Source organism: Blastococcus sp. SYSU DS0617, assembly GCF_054051075.1.
Genome location: NZ_JBJHAO010000002.1, coordinates 139,481 through 159,105, shown reverse-complemented (window position 1 = coordinate 159,105; position 19,625 = coordinate 139,481). Strand labels below are relative to the sequence as shown.

The window sequence follows — 19,625 nt, the reverse complement described above, 5'->3', positions numbered from 1 at the left end:
TGCAGGCAGGGCGGAAGCGCTTCGAGCCGGTGACTCTTGTCAACAGGGGGACACGCCCCGCTCAGTAGACTCCGCGGAGTCTCAGTAGCCCTTAGCTGCCATCGTCACGTTTTTCCCTGAACCGGGGCACCACTGCCTCGTCATGACGTTGCCTCGAAGGTCGTCCCTGTCGTGCTCCACGAATTCCCAGGGGTCGGTGAACTCGCTGGTCCCAGCCTTTCCGTTGTGCTGGCGCTCGATCACTTGGCTGCAGGAGGGGCAGACGGCTGGGTTCTCCATGACGTGACTCTAGACACGTCAAAGCCCCACCCACGTGGGTGGAAGGCGAAGTTGTTGCACGTCTGTTGCCACACCCGGGGCGATGCTTGCACTGTGACGAAATGCTCGGTGTGTTGCAGGGGTGGGACCGTGGTGCCTACTTCTCGTCAAGCTCTAAGAGTCGGACGTTGGACAGAACTGACCCCCACCGACTACGGATTGGCAGACGGTCGGGTCATCTCGCCTCGACGGTGGCCGTCCACTCGAACCACGTCCTGCCGCGCATTCCCGGCGCCTCGGTGGGGCCGTCCACAGCCAGGGTGGTCCAGTCCGGGGCCACGCCGTTGCATCCCGCTATGAGTCGCAGCTGACCGCGCAGGCCTGCGGTGGCCCGCTCTCGGTTGTTGTACGGCAACGCCGCAGCCGCCCGGTACGTCATGCCTTCCAGGGTGACCGCGGGCGGCCGGCACGGAACCTGTGCGCCCCGGCCGTCACCCCATCGGGGCGGGCTCACCCACCGCCGCAAGACTCGCGAACACGACGACGTTGTCGACGTAGCCCCTAGCGTCCTCGTCGAACACTCCGCCGCACGTGATCAGGCGCAGACCGGCGTCACCGATGTCCCCGTACACCTCTTCGGTCGGGAACTCCTCCTTGGGATGCACCTCGACACGATCGACAAGGAACGTCACCACCCTGCCGTCAGCACGGTCGATCAACACCGTGTCCCCCGGGACCAGCTCACGCAGCCCATAGAAGGCGCCCGGTTCACCCGCCCAGTCAACGTGGCCAGCCAGCACCGCCGGACCCAGCTCACCAGGTGTGGGGCTCCCCGTGTACCAGCCCACCGGGTAGGCGCCTGGCGGAACCTCCATGGACCCGTCCGCTGCAAGGCCCAGCTCCATGACCCCAGAAGCGACTCCCAGTGCCGGTATCTGAATCTCCACGGGGGCACTGGCCGGCAGCTGCCGCGAATCGGCCGGAAGCGCAGGCTCCACGGGGGCCTGCGCGACCACGGCCTGGGAGGCGTCGAGTCGGGCGGAATGACCGGTGTCCGACGGGAAGACGACCAGCGCGGTGACGCCGAGGGCGGCGAAAGCAGCGGAGGCCACCGCCCAGACGCGGGCGGCGCGGGGCCACGGAGGGGACACACCAGCGCGCGTCACCGCATCCGCCCTCCCCCACCACGGGCGGGGGCGGATGCGGTGACGGCCCCGGTGCAACTGTCCTACCGGTCAGGCGTTCGTGCGGGAGCTGCGACGGGCAGCGAACGCAGCGCCGCCGGCCGCGGCCAGGGCCGTCCCGCCCAGAACATAGGAAATGGTGGTGCCGTCGTCGTGCAGGGCGCTACCGTCGCCGGCGGCGACTCCGCCCGTGGGCACCTGGGTGACCTGGTCGTCGGTCGTCCCGCCGCCACCCGTCATGTCGCCATCGTTATCGGCGTCCTCGCTGCCACCCTGGGTCGGCGCGGCGCCACCGCGGGGCAGGTCCTCGCAGGCGATGCCGTCATCGTCGGCGTCCAGGCCCTCCGGGTCACTCGGGTCCGCATCGAAGAAGGCCTGCGCCTCCTCCTGCGTGGCGTAATCCGGACAGTTGTGTTCATCGGCAAGGGCCGTGCCCGAGAAGCCGAAGGACAGGCCGGCGGTGATGAAGATGCCAGCGGCAGCAGTGGTATGACGACGCATAGTTTCTCTCCCGATTGCGGTTGGTTGAGACGCCCGTCACCCTCGCACAGCCTTCAGCGACCTGCAGAGCAGTCGTCAACTACGCCCGCCCTGCGGAACCGCCCTCGACCGCACCTGCCCCCGAGCCAGACGCTGGCCGAGTGCCACCGACACGAAGCGCCCCACCTCCCAAGCGGGGAGGTGGGGCGCTTTCGGTTGTGCGCGGGCCCGCTACTTGTCGCAGCCGATGCCGTCCTTGTCACGGTCGAACTTCTGCTGCCAGCCCGGGTCACCCGGCCGGATGGGGGCGGCTCCAGCGGCGCGCACCGCGTCACAGTTCTGGTAGTACACGCCCCCCGACGGCGGAGGCGGAAGTGCAGGGGCAGGGGCAGGCCTAGGAGCAGGTGCTGGTGCCGGCCGCGGTGCGGGCGGCGGCGCAGGGGCCGCTTGGGGCGCCGGCCGAGGGGCGGGCACCACGACCACCGGGGCATCGTCCTGGGGTGCCGGAGGAGGCGGAGTCTCCCGCTCCGGCACCGCAACCACCACGCCGGCCGGCAGCGGCTCGTTCGGGCAGGCGGACAGCACTGTGGCGATCGCATTCTTCTCCGCCTGCGTCATCCACAGCGGATAGGTGGCCTTCACCGCAACCTGCCGGGCCACGTACGCGCACCGATAGGACCGGTTCGGCGGCAGCCACGTCGCCGCGTCGCCGTCGCCCTTCTGCATGTTCAGCGGCCCATCCACGGCCAGCAGGTTCAGAGGGTCGTTGGCGAACTGCCGGCGCTGCCCGTCGCTCATCTGCTGGGCGCCCTTCTGCCAGGCGTCCGACAGCGCGACGACGTGGTCAATCTGCACGTCAGAGCTCGTGTCCTGCCCACGCTGGAAGGCGATCGTGCGCCCCGAGTACGGGTCGGCCAGGGTGCCGGTGAGGACCACGCAGTTGCGCGTCCCCGGCTTGAACGTCTCCCCGGTCAGGTCTCGCTCGAGGATGTCGTTGCGGGTGTCGCAGCCGTTGCCGTCGGTGTCCAGCCAGCCGGAGCCGAACAGGTCACGGTCATAGCCGGTGCGCGGCGCACGGCCCTTCACCTCGATGGCGGCCAGGGCGGCCAGCGCTGTCGTGGGCGCGGCCCCACCGACGGCGGCGCCTGCGTCCGCATCCGACAGCTGGCCGGGTTCACCCGCACCCTCGGGAACCGGGGACTCGTCGGCGGCGGCAAGGGACTCCTCGGCCGCCCGGATGGCCGCCTCTTCGGCTTCCTCCGCTTCCCGCTCCCGCTGCTCCGCACGCCGCGCCTCAGCCTCTGCGGCCTCTGCCTCCGCTTCGGCCTGCGACTCCGACGACGCCGTGCTCGTGTCGGTGGGCGGGGCCGTGGCCGTGCCCACGACCAGCAGCAGTGCGGCGACGCCTGCGACGCCACCAGCCACCTTCCGGCTGGCGATGCCCGGCAGCCGGCCACGGACGGCGGCGACCAGGGCCACCAGCAGACCGACCAAACCCAGCATGATCAGGCCGCCGGGCAAGCCACTCGAGGCGAATCCGATCACGATGAACAGCAAGGCGATCCCTGCGGCCACCCAACCCACGCTGCGCCAAACCTGCGCGCTACTACCGCCGGCCATCCGAGCCCCGTCCCATAAGTGGAACTGGAACGTAGCGGTTGCCGACCCCCTACCGACAGGGGAGAACAGCAGCTACGTCGGTGGGTGCCCGTGCGACCCGTGGACCCGGGCGCACGCCCGCCGGATCGCGGACTGGCGCAGGACACGCCGGTACGCCGAGACGACTCGGGTGGCCTGACCGGGTAGTGAGACGGTCAGGCGGAGGGTGCAGTGACTGGCCTCAGGCGGCCTGGGCGGTGATCTCAATCGTGGGGGCGCCGTGGTCCGTCTGATTGGTGACCAGCTTGAGGGGGGAGGCACCGCTTCCCGCGAGGGAAGCAATGTGCGTCATCGCATCCTCGTAGGCGCGCTGGCGGGCGAGAACATCGGGACGGCGTTCGTCGTCCCGACCGTGGCGTCGAGCGTCGACCTCGTCGTGCACGTGGGCACCGACCCGGCCGGCTCCCGGCGAGTGCGGGAGATCGTGGCGCTGCCCGGGCGGGCCGAGAGCGGCGTCATCGAGACCGCCGACGTCTTCACCACCCGGGACGGGCGGCTGGTGCGGGCCGACGGCTACCCGCCGCACGCCGACCGGTTCGCCGCCCGCGGCTTCGACCTCGCCGGGTTGCTGGCATGACGGGGCAGTCGAGATGACACAGTCCGGTGCCCTGATCGGTCTGCTGTTCGGCCTCGGCCTGCTGCTGATCTGGCGCAGCGGATCGCGGGCGCCCCAGCGGTCGGCGACGGTGAAGCGACCGGGCCGCACGCAGCAGTTGCTGGGTGCGGCGGGGCTGACCGGGATCAACGCGGCTCAGCTGCTTGCCCTGCAGATCGGCCTCGGGCTGGTCGTGCTCATCGTCGTCCTGCTGACCACCGGCACGGTGACGGTGAGCCTCGCGTTCGGGCTGTTCGGGTTCGCGCTGCCGTACACGCAGGTGCGCCGGCTGGCCGCCAAGCGCCGGGCCGATTTGCGCGAGGTGTGGCCGGAGGTGGTGGACAACCTCTCCTCGGCGGTGCGGGCCGGGATGTCACTGCCGGAGGCCCTGTCGGCACTTAGCACCCGGGGGCCGGAGGTGCTGCGCCCGCCGTTCGCCCGGTTCGCCGCGGACTACCGCTCCACCGGTCGGTTCGGTGCCGGGCTCGACCGGCTCAAGGACGACCTGGCCGATCCGGTGGGCGACCGGATCGTTGAGACGCTCCGGGTGGCGCGCGAGGTGGGCGGCACCGATCTGGGCCGGGTGCTGCGCACGCTGGCCACCTTCCTGCGCGAGGACGCCCGGGCCCGCGCCGAGCTGGAGACCCGGCAGGGGTGGGTGGTGTCGGCCGCGCGGCTGGCCGTCGCCGCACCGTGGGTGGTGCTCCTGCTGCTGGCCACGCAGTCGACGACGCTGTCTGCCTACGACACCCCTCTGGGCACGGTGATCCTGGTCGGCGGAGGCGCGGTCTGTCTGGTCGCCTACCGGCTGATGCTGCACATCGGGCGGCTGCCCCAGGACGTGCGGGTGCTCCAGTGAGCCCGGCGCTGACGGGCATGCTGCTCGGTTTCGTCGCGGCGTCCGGGCTGATCCTGGCAGTGCGGTACGCGCCGCCCTTCCGTGCGGTGCGGCTGGTCGACCGGCTCGCGCCCTACGTGCACGACACCCCGCCGCCGTCCCGGCTCCTCGGCACCGCGACCGAGCCGGGGCTGCTGGTCGCTGTCCGGCGGGTGTTCGGCCCCGCGATCGGGGACGGCGCCCGGCTGGTCGACCGGTTCCTGGGCGGGCGGGCCGCGGTGCGCCGCCGGCTGGACGCGCTCGGCGGGGAGATGACGGTCGAGGACTTCCGCGTCGAGCAGGTGGTGTGGGGTGGTCTCGGTCTGCTCGGTGGCGTGGCCGTCACCGCGGTCGGGTCGGCCGCGGCGGGAAGCCTCAACGTGCTGTCGGCCGCGCTGCTGCTGGTGGCTGGGCTGGTCGGGGGGGTCCTGGGCCGCGACTGGTGGCTCACCCAGCAAGTGAACCGGCGCGAGGAACTGCTGCTCGCGGAGTTCCCGGTGGTCGCCGAGCTGCTGGCCCTGGCCGTGACGGCGGGGGAGAGCCCGACCGCCGCCATCGCGCGGGTCACCCGGCTGTCCGGCGGGGAGCTGGCCCGAGAGCTCGGCAACGCGCTGGGCCGGGCGCGGGCCGGGGTGCCGTTGACCGAGGCGCTGCAGCAGGGGGCCGACCGGACGTCCCTGGACGCGCTGGCCCGCTTCATCGACGGCCTGCTCGTGGCCATCGAGCGCGGGACGCCGCTGGCCGAGGTGCTGCGCGCGCAGGCCGCCGACGTGCGGGAGGCCGGAAAGCGCCGGCTGCTCGAGGCCGGCGGCCGCAAGGAGATCGCCATGATGGTGCCGGTCGTCTTCCTCGTCCTGCCGGTCACCGTCCTCTTCGCCCTGTACCCGGGGCTGATCAGCATCGTCTCGCTGGCGCAGTGAGCCGGCGGACCTGGAGAAAGGACGCGCCATGCGCCCGTTCGCACACCTGACGGCGGCCCTGGCCGCGCTGGCGGCCCGGCTGGAGGCCGACGATCCCGAGCGGGGCGACGTCCCCGGCTGGGTCATGATCACGGTGATGACGGCGGCGCTGGTGCTGGCCATCCTCATCCCGTTCAGGGCAGCGATCGTGGACGCGGTGAGCAACGCGCTCACCTCCGTCACGAGCGGTGGCTGAGCAGTTCCGGCCTGACGACGACGGCGAGCGGGGGAGCGCCGTCGTCGATTTCGTGCTCGTCTCGCTGCTGATCGTGGCGCTGCTGCTGGCGGTGCTCCAGGTGGCCGTCTACGCGCACGTGCGCAACGTGGTGACGGCGAGCGCGCAGGAGGGCGCCCGGTTCGCGGCCAACGCCGACGTCGACTCGGCGCTGGGTGCGGCGCGGACGGTGGAGGTGGTCGCGCGGGCGACCACCCGGCGCACCGCCGAGGGGCTGGCGTGCACCTCGGCGGAGGAGACCGACCCGAGCGGGCTGACGCTGGTGGTCGTGCGCTGCTCGGGGTCAGTGCCGTCGTTGATCTCCGCACTGGGCAACCTGCTGCCGCTGGAGGTCACCGGGCGTGCGGTGAAGGAGGGCGCGTGAGGTGGCTGTGCGCCCGGCTCGGGCAGGTCGAGGGCGAACGCGGGTCGGCGCTGGTGGAGTTCGTGTTCGTCGCGCTGGTGGTGTTCGTGCCGCTGGTCTACATCGTGGCGGGGTTCTCGGCGGTGCAGCGCGGGGTGTTCGCGGCGACGACGGCCGCGCGGGAGGCGGGCCGGGCCCTGGGCACGGCGGATGACCCGGCGACGGGTCAGGAGCAGGCGCTGCGGGCCGCGCAGCTGGCGGTGGAGGACCAGTCGGTGGAGGCGACCGACGTGCAGGTGGCGTACGCGCCGGGCGGCTCGGACTGCGGCGCGGCCGGCACCTACACGCCGACGCTGACGCCGGGGGAGGAGTTCTCCGTGTGCGTCACGGTGACCGTGCGGATCCCGCTGCTGCCGGAGTTCGTGGAGGCCAACACCGCGACCGGACAGTTCGTCGTCGAGCGCGACCGCTACGTCGACGGCTGATGCCCCTGACGGGCCGGCGATCCCGGCGTCCTCCCGTAGGCCGTCCGGCGTCTCGCTCAGGCGTGCGCCCTCGGGGTGCGGTACTGGCCGGCCCACACGACGCCCGTCCACAGCTCGAACAGCCCCGGCCGGGTCGGCGAGGGGTAGAAGCCGGGGCCTTCGACCCCCGGCTCGGGTGCCGATAGCACCTGGCCCGAGGAGTCGAGCACCCAGACGCCCGCGTAGTTCCACGGCAACCGCTGTCCCATCCCCGGTCGCCGGCGACCGTCCCCGAGGGTGAAGCCGCCGAACATGAGCACGAGCGTCGCGTAGCCCTGTTCCAGCTCGGCTAGGTGAAGCGGTCCGATCTGCCTCCAGCGCTGCAGCACCAGGACGAAGCCGCAGAGCCCGGTGATCAGCACGACCACGCTGAGCCCTCCCTGGGACAGCTCCGACCGTCCGGCCATGGCGACGACGGCGAGCCCGACCACCACGATGACGACCAGCTCGCCGAGAAAGACGCGGACCGCGGCTTGCGCCGACCGGCCCGGGCGCAGTGCCGGTGCCCGGGCCGGGATCAGCGGTAGGAGACCGGACCGCCGGGCTGAGTCGAAGCCGGGTACCTCACGCGGACGTGGTTCGCCCACGCGAGGTACCCGACCGTTCCTGATCAATCGCTCCAGATGCCCTTGTCGACGAGCGCGACCGCACTGTCGATGACCCCGTCGGAGGTGTCGCTCACGGCGATCCGGACGGTGACGGGTACGCCGGGCGTGACCGGCCGGGAGCAGGTCAGCGGGACGGTGAGGCCGTCCATGCTGGTCGAGTAGCCAGAGACCCCGGCGGCGTTGTCCACGAAGTACTGGGAGTTGGTCTGCGCGTTGACCCCGTTGACCGCGACCGGGTCCGAGCTGCCCGGGACGTAGCCGCAGTTGACCCCGTCGACGAACACCGCCATGACGTCGTTGAACCGGCTGCCGACGTACTCCGGGTACTCCTCGCTGGCGAACACGTACTTCACGTGCAAGGTCGAGCCCGAGGGGACGACGGTGACCTCGTAGGCCGCTGAGTCGTAGGTGAGATGCCCGGCCAGGGCCGACAGTGTCGGGTCGCCCGGCGCGCCGAGGTCGGTGCTCGCCTCTTGCACCGGTTCTCCCGTCGCCTCGTCCACCAGCCCCGTGCTGAGCACCCAGGTCTTCTGACCGGGCGCGAAGCCGTCCACGTGGCCCCACTGCCACGGGTGGCCCGTGGTGACGTCATCGACCAGGTCCACGCCGTCCCCGATGACGTCCTCGCCTGGCTCGACGGGCGGGGGCGGAGGGGCGCTGCCGCACCCGCTCGGGAGGTCCCAGCTGCCGTACGAGTGCGAGCCCTGGAGCGCGTCGATGGTGACGTTCCGGCTGATGTCCCAGTTCCCGAGCCACGCCTTGGCGGTCAGGCGTAGCCCGAACGTGGCCTTCGCCTCGGCCGACAGGCAGGTGTTGAACCGCGAGTCATGCCTCGTGAAGGTCGGCCCGAAGCCGGCCTCGAGTGGGTTGATGTGTCCGCCCACACCCGCGATGACCCCCGCCGACGTGGTTCCGGCTCCGGGCCCCACGATCACCTCACCACCCACGGTTGCGCCGATCGAGCCGTTCAGCGAGATCGTGGGTGTGTGCGGGGTGGCCTTCAGGATGGGGCTGCCCGAGAACGACGCCTTGCCGTCGAGGCTCAACGAGCCGGACAGCTGCACCCCGGCCTTGACCGTCATGCCGACATCCTCGACATCGGTCGCGCCCTGGACGCTGAATCCGACCGTCGGCTCGAAGTAGAAGGAGAGCGGGATGGGTGTCGCGGTCAGCTGGAGCCTGGTCGGCTCGAGATCCAGCCCGCAGTCCCAGCTGCCCGTCGTCTCGATGTCTGCGGTGCCGGTCACGGTGGCGGTGAGGGCCATGTCGAGCGAGGCCCCGGTCGGTACGTCGACGAACAGCAGTTCCTTCTTGCTAATCGTGGCCTTGAACCGGCCACTGAGGCTGATCTGTGGCTTGAACTCGATGCTGCGGCCTGCGCCATCGCTGCAGCCGAAGCCCGCCGCGCTGGGAGCGAGGGTGCCCGGGGGCGCCTGTGACGGCTCGTCGGGGGAGCGCGTCGTGTCCTCCGGCGGCAAGGGGGTGCGCTGAGACCGGTCGGGGACGTGGTCGTTCCCGGGGGCGACATCGGGGCCGCCGGCCGGTCCGATCGCGGTGGCGGCGGTGGAGATCTCCGGGATGGACACGGAGTAGTAGTCGAAGGCGTCGCTGATGCCTCCGGGGGAGAGCGTGACCGAGCGCCCATCGGCGGACAGTCCCGTCACCACACCCAGGAATCCCCCCGGCAGTTGCGCGGACTGCGGCAGGACGACGGCGGATCCGAGCACCCGGGGTGGCACCGCGGGTCCCAGAGCCACCTGGACGCCGGAGCCGGTCCCGCCGGCGGCGACGACGTCGCCGGGGCCGACCACCAGGGTGGTCGGCGGTGCGATGTAGGCAGCGTCCGTCGAGCCCGGAGGGGAGGCCGTGCCCGCTGTCATGGTGACAGGGCCCACCCACTTCTTGCCGACCTTGGTGAATACCGCGAAGGAGTACGTCCTTCCAGGCTTCAGGCGGTCGTCGCGTGCGGTCGACCCCTTCACCCGGACAGGGACGCCGGCAGTCCGGCGGGCCGCTGGCACGTCACCGTTCGTCCGCCGGACCACGACCTTGGCGCCGCGCGGCGTGGTCCAGCGCATTCCAATGCTGGTCGTCTTGACGTGGGTCGCCTGCAGCCCGCGTGCGCCCACGGAGGCCCGGTAGCGGGCAGTCACTGTCGCGGCCTTCCCCGCGCGCACCTGTACCCGCTGGGCCGACTTGACAGGCTGGTACAGGCGACCCTTGTACGTGATGGCGGGAGCCTGGAGGTGGTAGGTGCCCGCAGGAACCGTCAGCGAGACCTTCCTGACCGTGCCTGTGGACCGCTTGGCCACGGTGTGGCGGGTCTTGCCTTTCAGCACGACGCTGACAGGGACGCCCTTCGGCGTGACGATCGTGACCTGCACCTTCCCCCTGGGCGCCGCTGATGCCGGCGTAGGTGCCGCGACGAAGCTGAGGGTCACCAGAAGTGCAGCCAGCAAGGTCAGCGCGCGTTTCGTCGCCGTCATCTCGTCCCCCGTGGTTTCCGCGCGCCGCTCGACAGTCGGGCGGCCGTGCTCAGGCGAGCGGACGCTACGGCGAGACAGGGGTGCCTGGCGGCCACGCCACGCAGCCGCGTAGTAGCGCAGCGTCGCGTGATGCAGAAGTGCACTGACCGCCGCCGTGGCGTGTCTCTTCAGCGGCGTGCGCGACTGCTGGTTGCCGTGCTCGTTCGTCGTGACCGCGCGACGGATCTGGTGGACGACCGGACCGTGGAGACGCTGCGGGTGGCGCGCGAGGCGGGGGCACGGATCTGGGTTCCTGCTGGCCACCCAGCCGGCGTCGCTGTCCGCCTCCGACACCGCATGGGCACGGTGATCCTGGTCGGTGGCGGTGCGGTCTGCTTCGTCGCGTACCGGCTGATGCTGCACATCGGGACGCTGCCCCATGACGGCGGGCTGCGGCATCGCTCGCGTTCGGCTGACCGGTTCACCCGCCGGCATGCCCGGTTGTCGCCAGCGCCAGGCGGCGCGCATCTTCTGGCTGCAGCGGTCGTTGACCTGCCCACGGAGTGCTTCCGGAGTCGAGGAGTGCCCGTGCGCAGGGTCCGGTCCTGGTTGGTGGCGGCCACGGCAGCCGTTCTGGCGGCCCGGCGGTCAGCGCTGTGCGAAGCGGTGGAGGAAGGCGGCCATCATCCCGCGGGTCACCTCACCCCGGGGATCGAAACGGCCGGTCGAGGAGGTGATGCCCTGCGCCGCCAACCAGGCGATCGACCCGCAGAACGGGGACGTCGCGGGCACGTCGGAGAAGGCGGCACGCCTGCACGGCGGGGGCGCCGACCCGTGGTGCTCCAGGTGGTACAGGAAGGCCGCCATCGCCTCGCGGGTGATGGTGGCGAGGGGGAGGAACCGGCCGTCCGCGGTGCCGCGGGTGATGCCCTCGGCGGCCAGCCAGGTGATGGAGCCGCAGTACGGCGAGCTGCGCGGCACGTCGGGGAACGCAGCCCGCGTGCACCGGGGCACGCCCGACCCGTTGGCCAGCTTGGACATGAAGACCGCCATGGCCTGCCGGATCACGGGGGCACGGGGGCGGAACCTGCCGTCCGCGCCGCCCTGGGCGATGCCCTCGGCCGCCAGCCACGCGATGTCCCCGGCGAACGGGGCTTCCGCGGGTACGTCGACGAAGCCGGGGTGGTGCGGCTGCCGGACGGGGAGCGCCGCCTCCAGGCGTTCCGCAGCCTGCACCGCCAGGGGCGCATCCACCAGACCGTGCCCGAAGACGTCGTCGCGGCCCGCGGTCCCGAGGTCGGTCACCGAGGCGGCCATCGCCTGCTCGACCTGGTCCGGTGTCAGGCCGGGTGCGGCCGCTTCCAGCAGCGCTGCCACGCCGGCGACGTGCGGTGAGGCCATGGAGGTGCCGCTGAGGAATCCCTGGGCCCCGTCGATGGTCGACGAGAGGATCCCGACACCGGGAGCGGACAGGTCGACATAGCTGCCGAAGTTGGAGAACGCGGCCTTCGCCCGGTGCTGGTCCACGGCGGACACGGCCACCACGCCGGGATCGGCGGCCGGGTAGAAGGGGATGGACAGGTCGTCGTTGCCGACGGCCGCGATGACGGTCACGCCCCGGGAGCGGGCGTAGGCGATGGCACTGGTCTGGGCCGCCGCGGCCCAGGGGGAGCCGTAGGACATGTTGATGACGTCGGCGCCGTTGTCGGTCGCCCAGACGATGCCCGCGGCGGCCGAGTCGGTCGTGCCGGAGCCGGTGTCGTCGAGGACCTTCACCGGCAGGATCCTCGCCCCGGCGGCGACGCCCTCGATCGCACCGCCGACGGTCGCCGCCACGGTGCCGGCCACGTGCGTCCCGTGACCGTCCCGATCGGTCCAGTCGGTCGGATCGCCGGTGGTGAAGTTCTGCCCCGGGAGGAGCGCACCGGAGAGCTCGGGGTGGTCGGCGACCCCGGTGTCGAGGACGGCGACGACGACCTGGGAGAGGTCGCCGTCCACCGCGGCTCGTCCGGCGTCGCTGCGGATCAGTTCGTTGCCGTACTGGTAGGCCGATCCCGCGACCGCATGGACCGGCCGGGACAGCCCGGCGCCGTCCACCGATGGCTGGTCCTCGAGCAGCGCGGCCGCCTCCCGTCCCGCGGCCGCGGAGCCCGCCTCGAGGACGACGATCTCGGGGCCGCTCGGGGTCTCGACGAACGCCTCGATCCGCACGCCGGCGCCGGAGGTCAGCGACGTCAGCGAGGCCTCTTCCGCGGCGGAGAGCTCGGCGGCGAGGGCGCCCGGCAGGTCGAGGGGGGCCGGTGCCGGGTCCGCCTGGGCCGGCGCGAGGCCGGCCAGCGGCAGGAGCACGGCGGTGAGGACCGCGACAGGGCGGCACAGGCGGCCGGTGGTCCGGGCACCCCGCCGCGCTGCCGAGCTCGCATGCCGTCCGGTCCTCTGGCGTGTCATGCCCGCTCTCCCGTCCGCCCAGGCGACCCGTCAGCAGGTGCGCCAGGTTCTTCTTCGGCACGTCACCGCGGAACTGGACCCGTCGCAGGCAGTCGGCGGGTCGCTCGCCGTGGGATGGGGCGGGACAGCACGGAACGGGCGCCCTGCCGAGGCCGGCCGGACGTCTGGCCTCCGACTCGCCGGGCGCACCTCCGCGGCGTCCTGCTCGTTGACCTGCCGACGACGCGCGACGGAGCGCGTCGGGGACGTCGAGGAGTGCCCGTGCGCGGAGTCCGGTCCTGGGTGGTCGCGGCCACGGCCGCCGTTCTGGTGGTGGGCACGCTGGGCACGGCGTCGGCCACGCCCCCGCCGAAGCCGTCGGCCACCGGTGAGTTCGCGCCGCTGGACCGTCCCGGTCCGGCGCTCAGCGTTCCGAAGGCACAGCTCGACGCCGCACTGACGTGCAACGGCCCGCTGAAGCACCTCCGGCGGGACCCCGTCCTCCTGGTCCCCGGCACCACCGTGACGCCCGAGCCGAACTTCTCCTGGAACTACCAGCGGGCCTTCACCGCCATGGGCATCCGCTGGTGCGCGATCACGCTCCCGTTCGACGCCACCGGCGACATCCAGGTCGCCGGCGAGTACGTCGTCTCTGCGCTCCGCACCATGAGCCGGACGTCGGGTCGCGAGGTCGACGTCGTCGGGTGGAGCCAGGGCGGCATGGTGCCCCGTTGGGCGCTGCGCTTCTGGCCCGACACCCGGAAGGTCGTCGACGACCTGATCGGGCTGAGCCCGTCCAACCACGGGACCGTGCTCTCCGACGTCACGTGCGGGGACTGCAATCCGGCCTTCCACCAGCAGGCGTCCCAGTCGCAGTTCCTCCGCGCCCTCAACAGCGGCGCCGAGACTGTCCGCGGCATCGACTACACCGTGGCCTACACCCGCCTCGACGAGGTCGTCGTCCCCAACGTCGGTCCGGCGCCCAGCTCGGCGCTGCGCACGGGACAGGGACGCATCGCCAACATCGCGCTGCAGGACGTGTGCCCCACCAATGCCGCCGACCACTTCGCCATCGGCAGCTTCGACGCCGTCGGCTTCGCGATCGTCGCCGACGCGCTCGGCCACCCCGGTCCCGCGGTCCGTGCCCGGATCCCGCTCACCACCTGCGTGCAGCCGTTCCAGCCGGGGGTGGACCCGGCGACGTTCCTCACCGACTTCGCCGGCCTGGTCACCTACGCCGGCAACTCCGAGGGCAACGCTCCCGACGTCGCCGAGGAGCCCCCGCTGCGGCCCTACGTCTTCGCGCGCCGCTGACCGCGCGGGGCCTCAGTCGCGGTCGGGCGGGTCGAAGGTGACGTGCACGGTCTCGAAGCCCTTCAGGCGCTCGGCCTTCGCCTTGCCGGTGTAGCTGCGGCGGTCGCCCGGGGTGAGGTCGACGTCGTCGGTGAAGGGGGTGAGCAGCGCGCGGGGGTAGAGCCGGTCGACCCGCACCACGTTGATCTCCACGCACAGCACGCCGAACACCGCGGCCAGGTAGAGGAAGGCGAGCAGTCCGAGCACCAGGGCGAACACTCCGGTGACGGCGCTGGCACTCTCCATCACCCGGCTGACGAAGGTGACGCCGAAGGTCTGCAGCAGCTGCCAGAGGACGGCGGCGAGCAGCGCCCCGGGCAGCACGTCGCGCACGGTCAGCCGCCGGGTGGTGGCGAGCCGGAACGCGAACACGAAGATCGCGGCGTTGATCAGGACGGAGGCGACCAGGACCAGGGTCCGCGTGGCGCCGCCGAAGGAGCCGGCCATGCCTGCGCCGATCGTGGACAGCGCCGTCGTCCCCACCACCGTCAGCCCGGCGGTGGCCAGCAGCAGCAGGCTGCGGCCCCGGGCCAGGATCGGGTTGGGCCGGTTGTTGCGCGGCACCGTCCAGGCGGTGTTCATCGCGTGCTGCACCGCCTGGGCAACGCCGAGCGCGCCGTACAGGGCGCCGAGGATGCCGATCACCACCCCCCAGGTGCCCCCGCTGAGCCCCTGCGGTTCGCCCAGCTGCTCACCCACCACCGGCAACTGGCTGAGCGCGGAGTCGATCAGCCGCTCCTGCAGCTCCGGGTTCCCGTCCAGCACGGTGCCGAGGATCGTCGAGGAGAGCAGCAGCAGGGGGAACAGCGAGACGAACGCGTAGTAGGTGATCAGCGCCGACAGGAACGGGCCGGTGTCGTCGACGTACTTGTAGACGACGGCGATGGGGAAGCCGGCGGCCGGATGACGGCGCTGCAGACGGTCGAGCCGGTCCACGAGAGCCACGGATCCAGTCGATCACGTCCCGCGTGCCCGCGCTCCCGGGCCACTCCGGCGCTCGGCCAGGCCGCGGCGGCGGGAGCGCCCAGCCGAGCAGCGGACGCCGGATCGCGGGAGGTCACCGCTCGCAGCCGACTCCGTCGCCATCACGGTCCAGCTTCGTGGAGTAGCCGGGCTGGCCTCGACGGATCGGAGCCGCCCCTGCAGCGCGGACCGCGTCGCAGTTGGCGTAGTACGTGGCCGGCGCGGGCCGGGGAGCGGCCTTCGGGGCAGGCCGCGGGGCGGGCTTCGGTGCCCGTGCGCTCGGGGTGACCGCGGAGCTGCGGGCCGACGGGGTACCGACGCCCTTGGCGTTCCGGGCCGAGATGGTCAGGGTGTGCGGAACGCCGTTGGTCAGGCCGGTCACCGTCGCCCGCCGGGCCGACGCGCTGGCGTTGACGGTTCGCACCAGGGTCTTGCCGCGGTAGGCGCGGATCACGTATCCGGTGATCGGCGCCCCGCCGTCGCTGGCCGGCGCGGCCCACCGCACGACGGCCGCACGGTTGCCCGTGGTCGGCTTGCCGAGTCGTGGGGACCCCGGTGCCCCGACCGGCGTGACCTCGGCGCTGCGCGCCGACGGGGTCCCGGTTCCGACAGCGCTGCGCGCGGAGACGTTGAGGGTGTACGTGACGCCGTTCGTTAGACCCGTCACGGTCAGGCGCCGGGCCGATGCCTTCGCGGCGGTCGCCTTGACCAGCGTGCTGCCGCGGTAGACGCGGACGACGTACCCGCTGATCGCGGAACCGCCGTCCTCGCTCGGCGCCGCCCAGTACGCGACCGCCGAACGGTTCCCGGGCCTCGGCACGCCGATCCTCGGCGCACCGGGCGTGGCCACGGTCGCCTGGACCACGACAGCGCTGCCGGGATCGCCCCCGGGCGAGGCGCCGGGCATCCCGTGCGCGGGAGCCTGGACGAGACCTCCGGCCAGCACGAAGGTGGCAATGAGGCCGGCGCGGAACCGTCGAGAGGACATGGGCCGATCCTGGAGAGGACGGACGGTGTCGTCGCGCACGTGACTCGCCGACACGAGCGTTTCGATACTCGCGAGTCCCAGGGATCACTCCCGACCGACGGCGTCACTCGCTTCGCTCGGGCGAGCGGCGCCGACGACCGGCCGGTGCCGCGGGCACGTCCGGACGGCGACCAGCACGGTCGCCCTCCGGACGTGTCGATCACCTGCTCATCGGCTCCAGCGGTAGTCGGCGGCCTGGTACTTCTTGCCGTAGGCACGCCACATCCGCCGGGCGTCCGCGAGCTGCGCCCGGTTGCACCCGCGCACGTAGCCGAAGTACCGCTTGTCCTTGGTCAGGTAGTACGACATGCAGTCCGCCTGGCCCTCGACGCCGGTGCCGGGATACAGCCGCTCCGCTGCCGCCACCTCGGCATCGCGACGGCCGTCCACGAAGGTCCGGTACTGGAGGATGTGGGCGCACTCGTGCAGGGCCACGCTGCGCAGTTGCGCGGCCGACATGCCGGACCGGAGCTCGATGGACGTGGTGAGCCGGCCCGACGTGTCGTCGCCGGTCCAACGCCAGACGGCCAGACCGACCGTTCCGTACGGGCCGCGGCCGGCCACCGTGGGTGTGTCGATGTAGATCGGCGTCTTGGGGCAGTAGGCGGCGATGAACTTCCGCGCCCGGATGAGGTACGCCCGATGCCTGACGGCGTCGGTCTGGTGCACGGTGAACGGATAGCCGACGTATGTGGAGGTCCATGCGGTCGGGCGGTTGACGACCCGGTAGGTGCCCATGCCGCCCTTGGCCGGCATGGGCAGCTTCACCGTCGCCCGGTCGCCGGTGCGCGGTGCCGTCACCGACGCGACGTTCAGCCAGCGGGACCCCGACTTCCGCTGCAGGTCGACCCGCTGGCCGTTCGCGAGGCCGACCTCGACGGGGACCACGCGCTTGCCCGTCGTCAGGGTGAACTCGGGGACCTCGTCCGTGATGTAGGCCGAGCCCGCGTCCCCGACGAACGTGAGGGTCGTCTGGGCCTCGAGCAGGGGTGCCGACGGCGACACGCGGCTCAGCGCGCGGAAGGTGTACCGGCCGGGCTTGCTGGCCAGCTGCGGCGGCGCGACGTAGACGCACCACTGGCCCCGGAGCGTGGCCGTGGGGAAGGAGTGGACGTCCGCCCACGACCCGTTCGTCTGGACCTGGACGACCAGGGTCTGGCCCGGCTGGAAGCCGGTGCCCGTGGGGCAGATCCCGACGGTCGACCATGGCTTGAACGACGTGCTGCCGTACGTGTTCCATCTGATGCCGTCGGTCGGCGGTGCGGCGAGGGCGGCGGACCCTCCGGCCGCGACCATGGTGGCGGAGAGCAGCACGGCTGCGGCTGCCTTGCGGATACTGCGCACGGGATCCTGCTTCCGGTCGTCGTCCCTGACGTCGCGGTCATCGGGTGACCGGGCCCCCGACCTGAGCGGACCGGCGGGGGCCACCCCGGACGGGTGAGAAACGCGAGCGCTCCGGCGACGTACGGGTGGTCTCCACGGGCGGTGAGCGCACGACGTTCCCGCGGGAAGGTCAGGTGAGGACGACGAGTCGCTGCGTCGCCCGGGTCATCGCGACGTAGCGGTCCACCGCGCCCTCGACGCCCGCGCCGAACGACTCCGGGTCCACGAGCACCACGAGGTCGAACTCCAGCCCCTTGGCCAGCACCGGCGTCAGCGACCGCACCCGCTCGGTCGGCTCGACGGTCGGGTCCCCGATCACGCAAGTGATGCCCTCGGCGTGCTCGGCCAGCCAGGCGTCCAGCACGGCGTCCCGGTCGGACACCGACCCGTGCAGCACCGGCACACCGCTGCGGCGGATCGACGTCGGCACGTTCGCGTCCGGGAGCACAGCCCGGATCACCGGCTCGGCCTCGGCCATGACCTCCGCCGGCGTCCGGTAGTTGACGGCCAGCGACGCCAGCCGCACGGAGCCCAGCCCGACCCGCGCGAGCCGCTCCTCCCACGACTCCGGGAACCCACGCCGCGCCTGCGCCCGGTCCCCGACGATCGTGAAGCTCCCCGAGGGGCAGCGGAGCAGCAGCATCTGCCACTCCGCGTCCGTCAGCTCCTGTGCCTCGTCCACCACGACGTGCGCGAACGGCCCGGCCAGCGGGTCGCGCTCCGCGGGAGGCAGCGCAGCCTCGTCGACCAGGGCGTCCCGCAGATCCCCGTGCCGCAGCGACGTCATCAGCAGCAGCTCGGAGTCGTCGGCCGCGATCAGCTCGTCGATCACCCCGGCCATCCGTTCCCGCTCGCGCGCCGTCAGGGCGTCCTGCCGGCGTGCGCGCCGCGCCGCCTCCGGATCGCACAGCCGCTGCCGCGCCGCGTCCAGCCAGGGCAGGTCCGACAGCGTCCACGCCGAGGCGTCCGCGCGTTGCAGCGCCCGCACCTCGTCCCCGGACAGCCACGGCGCGCACCGGCGGAGGTAGGCCGGCACCGACCACAGGTCACCGACGAGGTCGGTGGCCTCGACCAGCGGCCAGGCCCGGTCGAAGGACGCCCGCAGCTCGCGGTCCTGCTGCAGGAACGTCCGCAGCTCGGCGGGGGAGACCTCCTCCTCGTCGGCCTGGTCGATCAGCATCGCGAGCAGCTCCTCCCAGACCCGCTCGCGCGCCTGGTTGTGCGGGGTGCCCGGGTCCGGCGTCTCGAACGCCTCGGCCCACTGGCCGGCGGTCAGCCGGAGCTCCGACCACGGCGTCTCGACGGTCAGCCCGCGGGCGGGCGGCTCCTCGTAGAACCGGACGGCCGCCTCGATCGCCTCCACCAGCCGCGCCGACGCCTTCAGCCGAGCCACCCCGGGATCGATCTCGACACCTGCGGTCGCCCCCTCCGGTACCAGGTCGCGCAGCGTCGCCGTCCGCACGCCCTCCTCGCCGAGGCTGGGCAGCACGTCCGAGACGTAGGCCAGGTAGGGCTCGTGCGGACCGACGAACAGCACGCCGCCCCGGTCGTGCCCGACCCGCGGATCGGCGTAGAGCAGGTAGGCGGTGCGGTGCAGGGCGACGACGGTCTTCCCCGTCCCCGGCCCGCCGTCCACGACGAGCGCACCCGGGGAGCCGGCGCGGATGATTGCGTCCTGGTCGGCCTGGATGGTGCCCAGCACGTCGCGCATCCGGGCCGATCGGTCGCCGCCGAGGCTGGCGAGGAAGGCGGACTGGTCGTCCAGCGCGGCGTGCCCCTCGAGCCCGTCGGGAGTGAACACCTCGTCCCAGTAGTCGGTGATCCGGCCACGGGTCCATCGGTACCGGCGGCGGCTGACCAGCCCCATCGGGTGCGCGTGCGTCGCGGCGAAGAACGGCTCGGCGGCGGGGGAGCGCCAGTCGACCAGCAACCGGGCGCCGGTGCTGTCGGTGAGGCCGAGCCGGCCCACGTACACCGGCTCCCCGTCCGTCCCGACGATCCGCCCGAGGCACAGGTCCAGGCCGAAGCGGCGCAGGGTGCGCAGCCGGGAGGTGAGCCGGTGGATCTCCAGGTCACGGTCCAGCGCCACCTGCCCGGCACCGCCGGGCGCGCGGCGTTCGGCATCGAGCCGCTCGGACAGCTCGGCCATCGATCGGGACAGGCTCGCGGCGATGGCCGCGAAGTGCCGCTCGTCGGCGGCGATCAGCGCCGGGTCGGCCTTGGCGGCGAGGGCGGCGGGCAGGGCGAACGTGCTGGTGGGAAGGGGTTCACGGCGTCAGCTCCCA

Annotated in this window: 18 protein-coding genes; 7 read left to right on the top strand and 11 right to left on the bottom strand. The window is 72.5% G+C overall.

What is annotated here, in order from left to right:
- Positions 1-81: 81 nt before the first annotated feature.
- From ACI793_RS03360 to ACI793_RS03345, 4 genes are all read right to left on the bottom strand, one after another.
- Positions 82-279 (bottom strand): hypothetical protein, encoded by a 198-nt coding sequence (locus ACI793_RS03360; protein ID WP_456604943.1) that lies wholly within the window; start codon positions 277-279, stop codon positions 82-84.
- A gap of 470 nt (positions 280-749) precedes the next feature.
- A complete protein-coding gene (locus ACI793_RS03355; protein WP_456605187.1) occupies positions 750-1,256 on the bottom strand; it encodes a class F sortase in 507 nt (168 codons plus the stop codon).
- A 237-nt stretch (positions 1,257-1,493) separates the two neighbouring features.
- Entirely contained in the window at positions 1,494-1,943 is a 450-nt protein-coding gene (locus tag ACI793_RS03350) for a hypothetical protein (protein WP_456604942.1), read from the bottom strand.
- A gap of 210 nt (positions 1,944-2,153) precedes the next feature.
- Positions 2,154-3,497 (bottom strand): GmrSD restriction endonuclease domain-containing protein, encoded by a 1,344-nt coding sequence (locus tag ACI793_RS03345; protein ID WP_456604941.1) that lies wholly within the window; start codon positions 3,495-3,497, stop codon positions 2,154-2,156.
- A gap of 367 nt (positions 3,498-3,864) precedes the next feature.
- Between ACI793_RS03345 and ACI793_RS03340 the strand changes: the two genes are divergently transcribed.
- The 6 genes from ACI793_RS03340 to ACI793_RS03315 are packed head-to-tail and all read left to right on the top strand — an operon-like array spanning position 3,865 to position 7,075.
- Positions 3,865-4,158, top strand: a complete 294-nt coding sequence (locus ACI793_RS03340; protein ID WP_456604940.1) for a hypothetical protein — start codon at positions 3,865-3,867, stop codon at positions 4,156-4,158.
- Between the two features lie 13 nt (positions 4,159-4,171).
- A complete protein-coding gene (locus ACI793_RS03335; protein WP_456604939.1) occupies positions 4,172-5,035 on the top strand; it encodes a type II secretion system F family protein in 864 nt (287 codons plus the stop codon).
- A complete protein-coding gene (locus tag ACI793_RS03330; RefSeq protein WP_456604938.1) occupies positions 5,032-5,973 on the top strand; it encodes a type II secretion system F family protein in 942 nt (313 codons plus the stop codon). Before ACI793_RS03335 ends, ACI793_RS03330 begins: the two co-directional genes overlap by 4 nt.
- A 28-nt stretch (positions 5,974-6,001) precedes the next feature.
- Entirely contained in the window at positions 6,002-6,208 is a 207-nt protein-coding gene (locus tag ACI793_RS03325; protein WP_456604937.1) for a hypothetical protein, read from the top strand.
- On the top strand, positions 6,201-6,611 hold the full coding sequence (locus ACI793_RS03320) for a TadE/TadG family type IV pilus assembly protein (protein ID WP_456604936.1): 411 nt from the start codon (positions 6,201-6,203) through the stop codon (positions 6,609-6,611). Before ACI793_RS03325 ends, ACI793_RS03320 begins: the two co-directional genes overlap by 8 nt.
- Positions 6,608-7,075: a hypothetical protein gene (locus tag ACI793_RS03315; RefSeq protein ID WP_456604935.1), complete on the top strand. Its 468-nt coding sequence runs from the start codon at positions 6,608-6,610 to the stop codon at positions 7,073-7,075. Before ACI793_RS03320 ends, ACI793_RS03315 begins: the two co-directional genes overlap by 4 nt.
- 56 nt (positions 7,076-7,131) lie before the next feature.
- On the opposite strand, the gene ACI793_RS03310 is transcribed toward ACI793_RS03315, so the two are convergent.
- From ACI793_RS03310 to ACI793_RS03300, 3 genes are all read right to left on the bottom strand, one after another.
- Positions 7,132-7,701: a hypothetical protein gene (locus ACI793_RS03310; protein ID WP_456604934.1), complete on the bottom strand. Its 570-nt coding sequence runs from the start codon at positions 7,699-7,701 to the stop codon at positions 7,132-7,134.
- A gap of 23 nt (positions 7,702-7,724) precedes the next feature.
- Positions 7,725-10,646 (bottom strand): choice-of-anchor L domain-containing protein, encoded by a 2,922-nt coding sequence (locus tag ACI793_RS03305; protein WP_456604933.1) that lies wholly within the window; start codon positions 10,644-10,646, stop codon positions 7,725-7,727.
- A gap of 189 nt (positions 10,647-10,835) precedes the next feature.
- Positions 10,836-12,635: a S8 family serine peptidase gene (locus ACI793_RS03300; RefSeq protein WP_456604932.1), complete on the bottom strand. Its 1,800-nt coding sequence runs from the start codon at positions 12,633-12,635 to the stop codon at positions 10,836-10,838.
- A 261-nt stretch (positions 12,636-12,896) separates the two neighbouring features.
- Between ACI793_RS03300 and ACI793_RS03295 the strand changes: the two genes are divergently transcribed.
- Positions 12,897-13,928: a lipase family alpha/beta hydrolase gene (locus tag ACI793_RS03295; protein ID WP_456604931.1), complete on the top strand. Its 1,032-nt coding sequence runs from the start codon at positions 12,897-12,899 to the stop codon at positions 13,926-13,928.
- Between the two features lie 12 nt (positions 13,929-13,940).
- Here the strand turns inward: ACI793_RS03295 and ACI793_RS03290 are convergent, their stop codons facing one another.
- From ACI793_RS03290 to helR, 4 genes are all read right to left on the bottom strand, one after another.
- Complete coding sequence (locus ACI793_RS03290) at positions 13,941-14,912, bottom strand: YihY/virulence factor BrkB family protein (RefSeq protein WP_456604930.1); 972 nt, start codon at positions 14,910-14,912, stop codon at positions 13,941-13,943.
- 112 nt (positions 14,913-15,024) lie between these two features.
- A complete protein-coding gene (locus ACI793_RS03285) occupies positions 15,025-15,918 on the bottom strand; it encodes a fibronectin type III domain-containing protein (protein WP_456604929.1) in 894 nt (297 codons plus the stop codon).
- Positions 15,919-16,125: 207 nt separating this feature from the next.
- Complete coding sequence (locus ACI793_RS03280; protein ID WP_456604928.1) at positions 16,126-17,301, bottom strand: hypothetical protein; 1,176 nt, start codon at positions 17,299-17,301, stop codon at positions 16,126-16,128.
- A 169-nt stretch (positions 17,302-17,470) separates the two neighbouring features.
- The gene (gene helR / locus ACI793_RS03275; protein ID WP_456605186.1) at positions 17,471-19,582 is read right to left on the bottom strand and encodes an RNA polymerase recycling motor ATPase HelR; all 2,112 of its coding nucleotides are present in this window, start codon (positions 19,580-19,582) and stop codon (positions 17,471-17,473) included.
- Positions 19,583-19,625 lie beyond the last annotated feature (43 nt).

Excerpts from the sequence above, each read along its gene's own strand:
- ACI793_RS03360 (WP_456604943.1), bottom strand. The coding sequence starts at position 279 with ATGGAGAACCCAGCCGTCTGCCCCTCCTGCAGCCAAGTGATCGAGCGC.
- ACI793_RS03350 (WP_456604942.1), bottom strand. The coding sequence starts at position 1,943 with ATGCGTCGTCATACCACTGCTGCCGCTGGCATCTTCATCACCGCCGGC.
- ACI793_RS03335 (WP_456604939.1), top strand. The coding sequence starts at position 4,172 with ATGACACAGTCCGGTGCCCTGATCGGTCTGCTGTTCGGCCTCGGCCTG.
- ACI793_RS03325 (WP_456604937.1), top strand. The coding sequence starts at position 6,002 with ATGCGCCCGTTCGCACACCTGACGGCGGCCCTGGCCGCGCTGGCGGCC.
- ACI793_RS03305 (WP_456604933.1), bottom strand. The coding sequence starts at position 10,646 with ATGCCGCAGCCCGCCGTCATGGGGCAGCGTCCCGATGTGCAGCATCAG.
- ACI793_RS03300 (WP_456604932.1), bottom strand. The coding sequence starts at position 12,635 with ATGACACGCCAGAGGACCGGACGGCATGCGAGCTCGGCAGCGCGGCGG.
- ACI793_RS03285 (WP_456604929.1), bottom strand. The coding sequence starts at position 15,918 with ATGTCCTCTCGACGGTTCCGCGCCGGCCTCATTGCCACCTTCGTGCTG.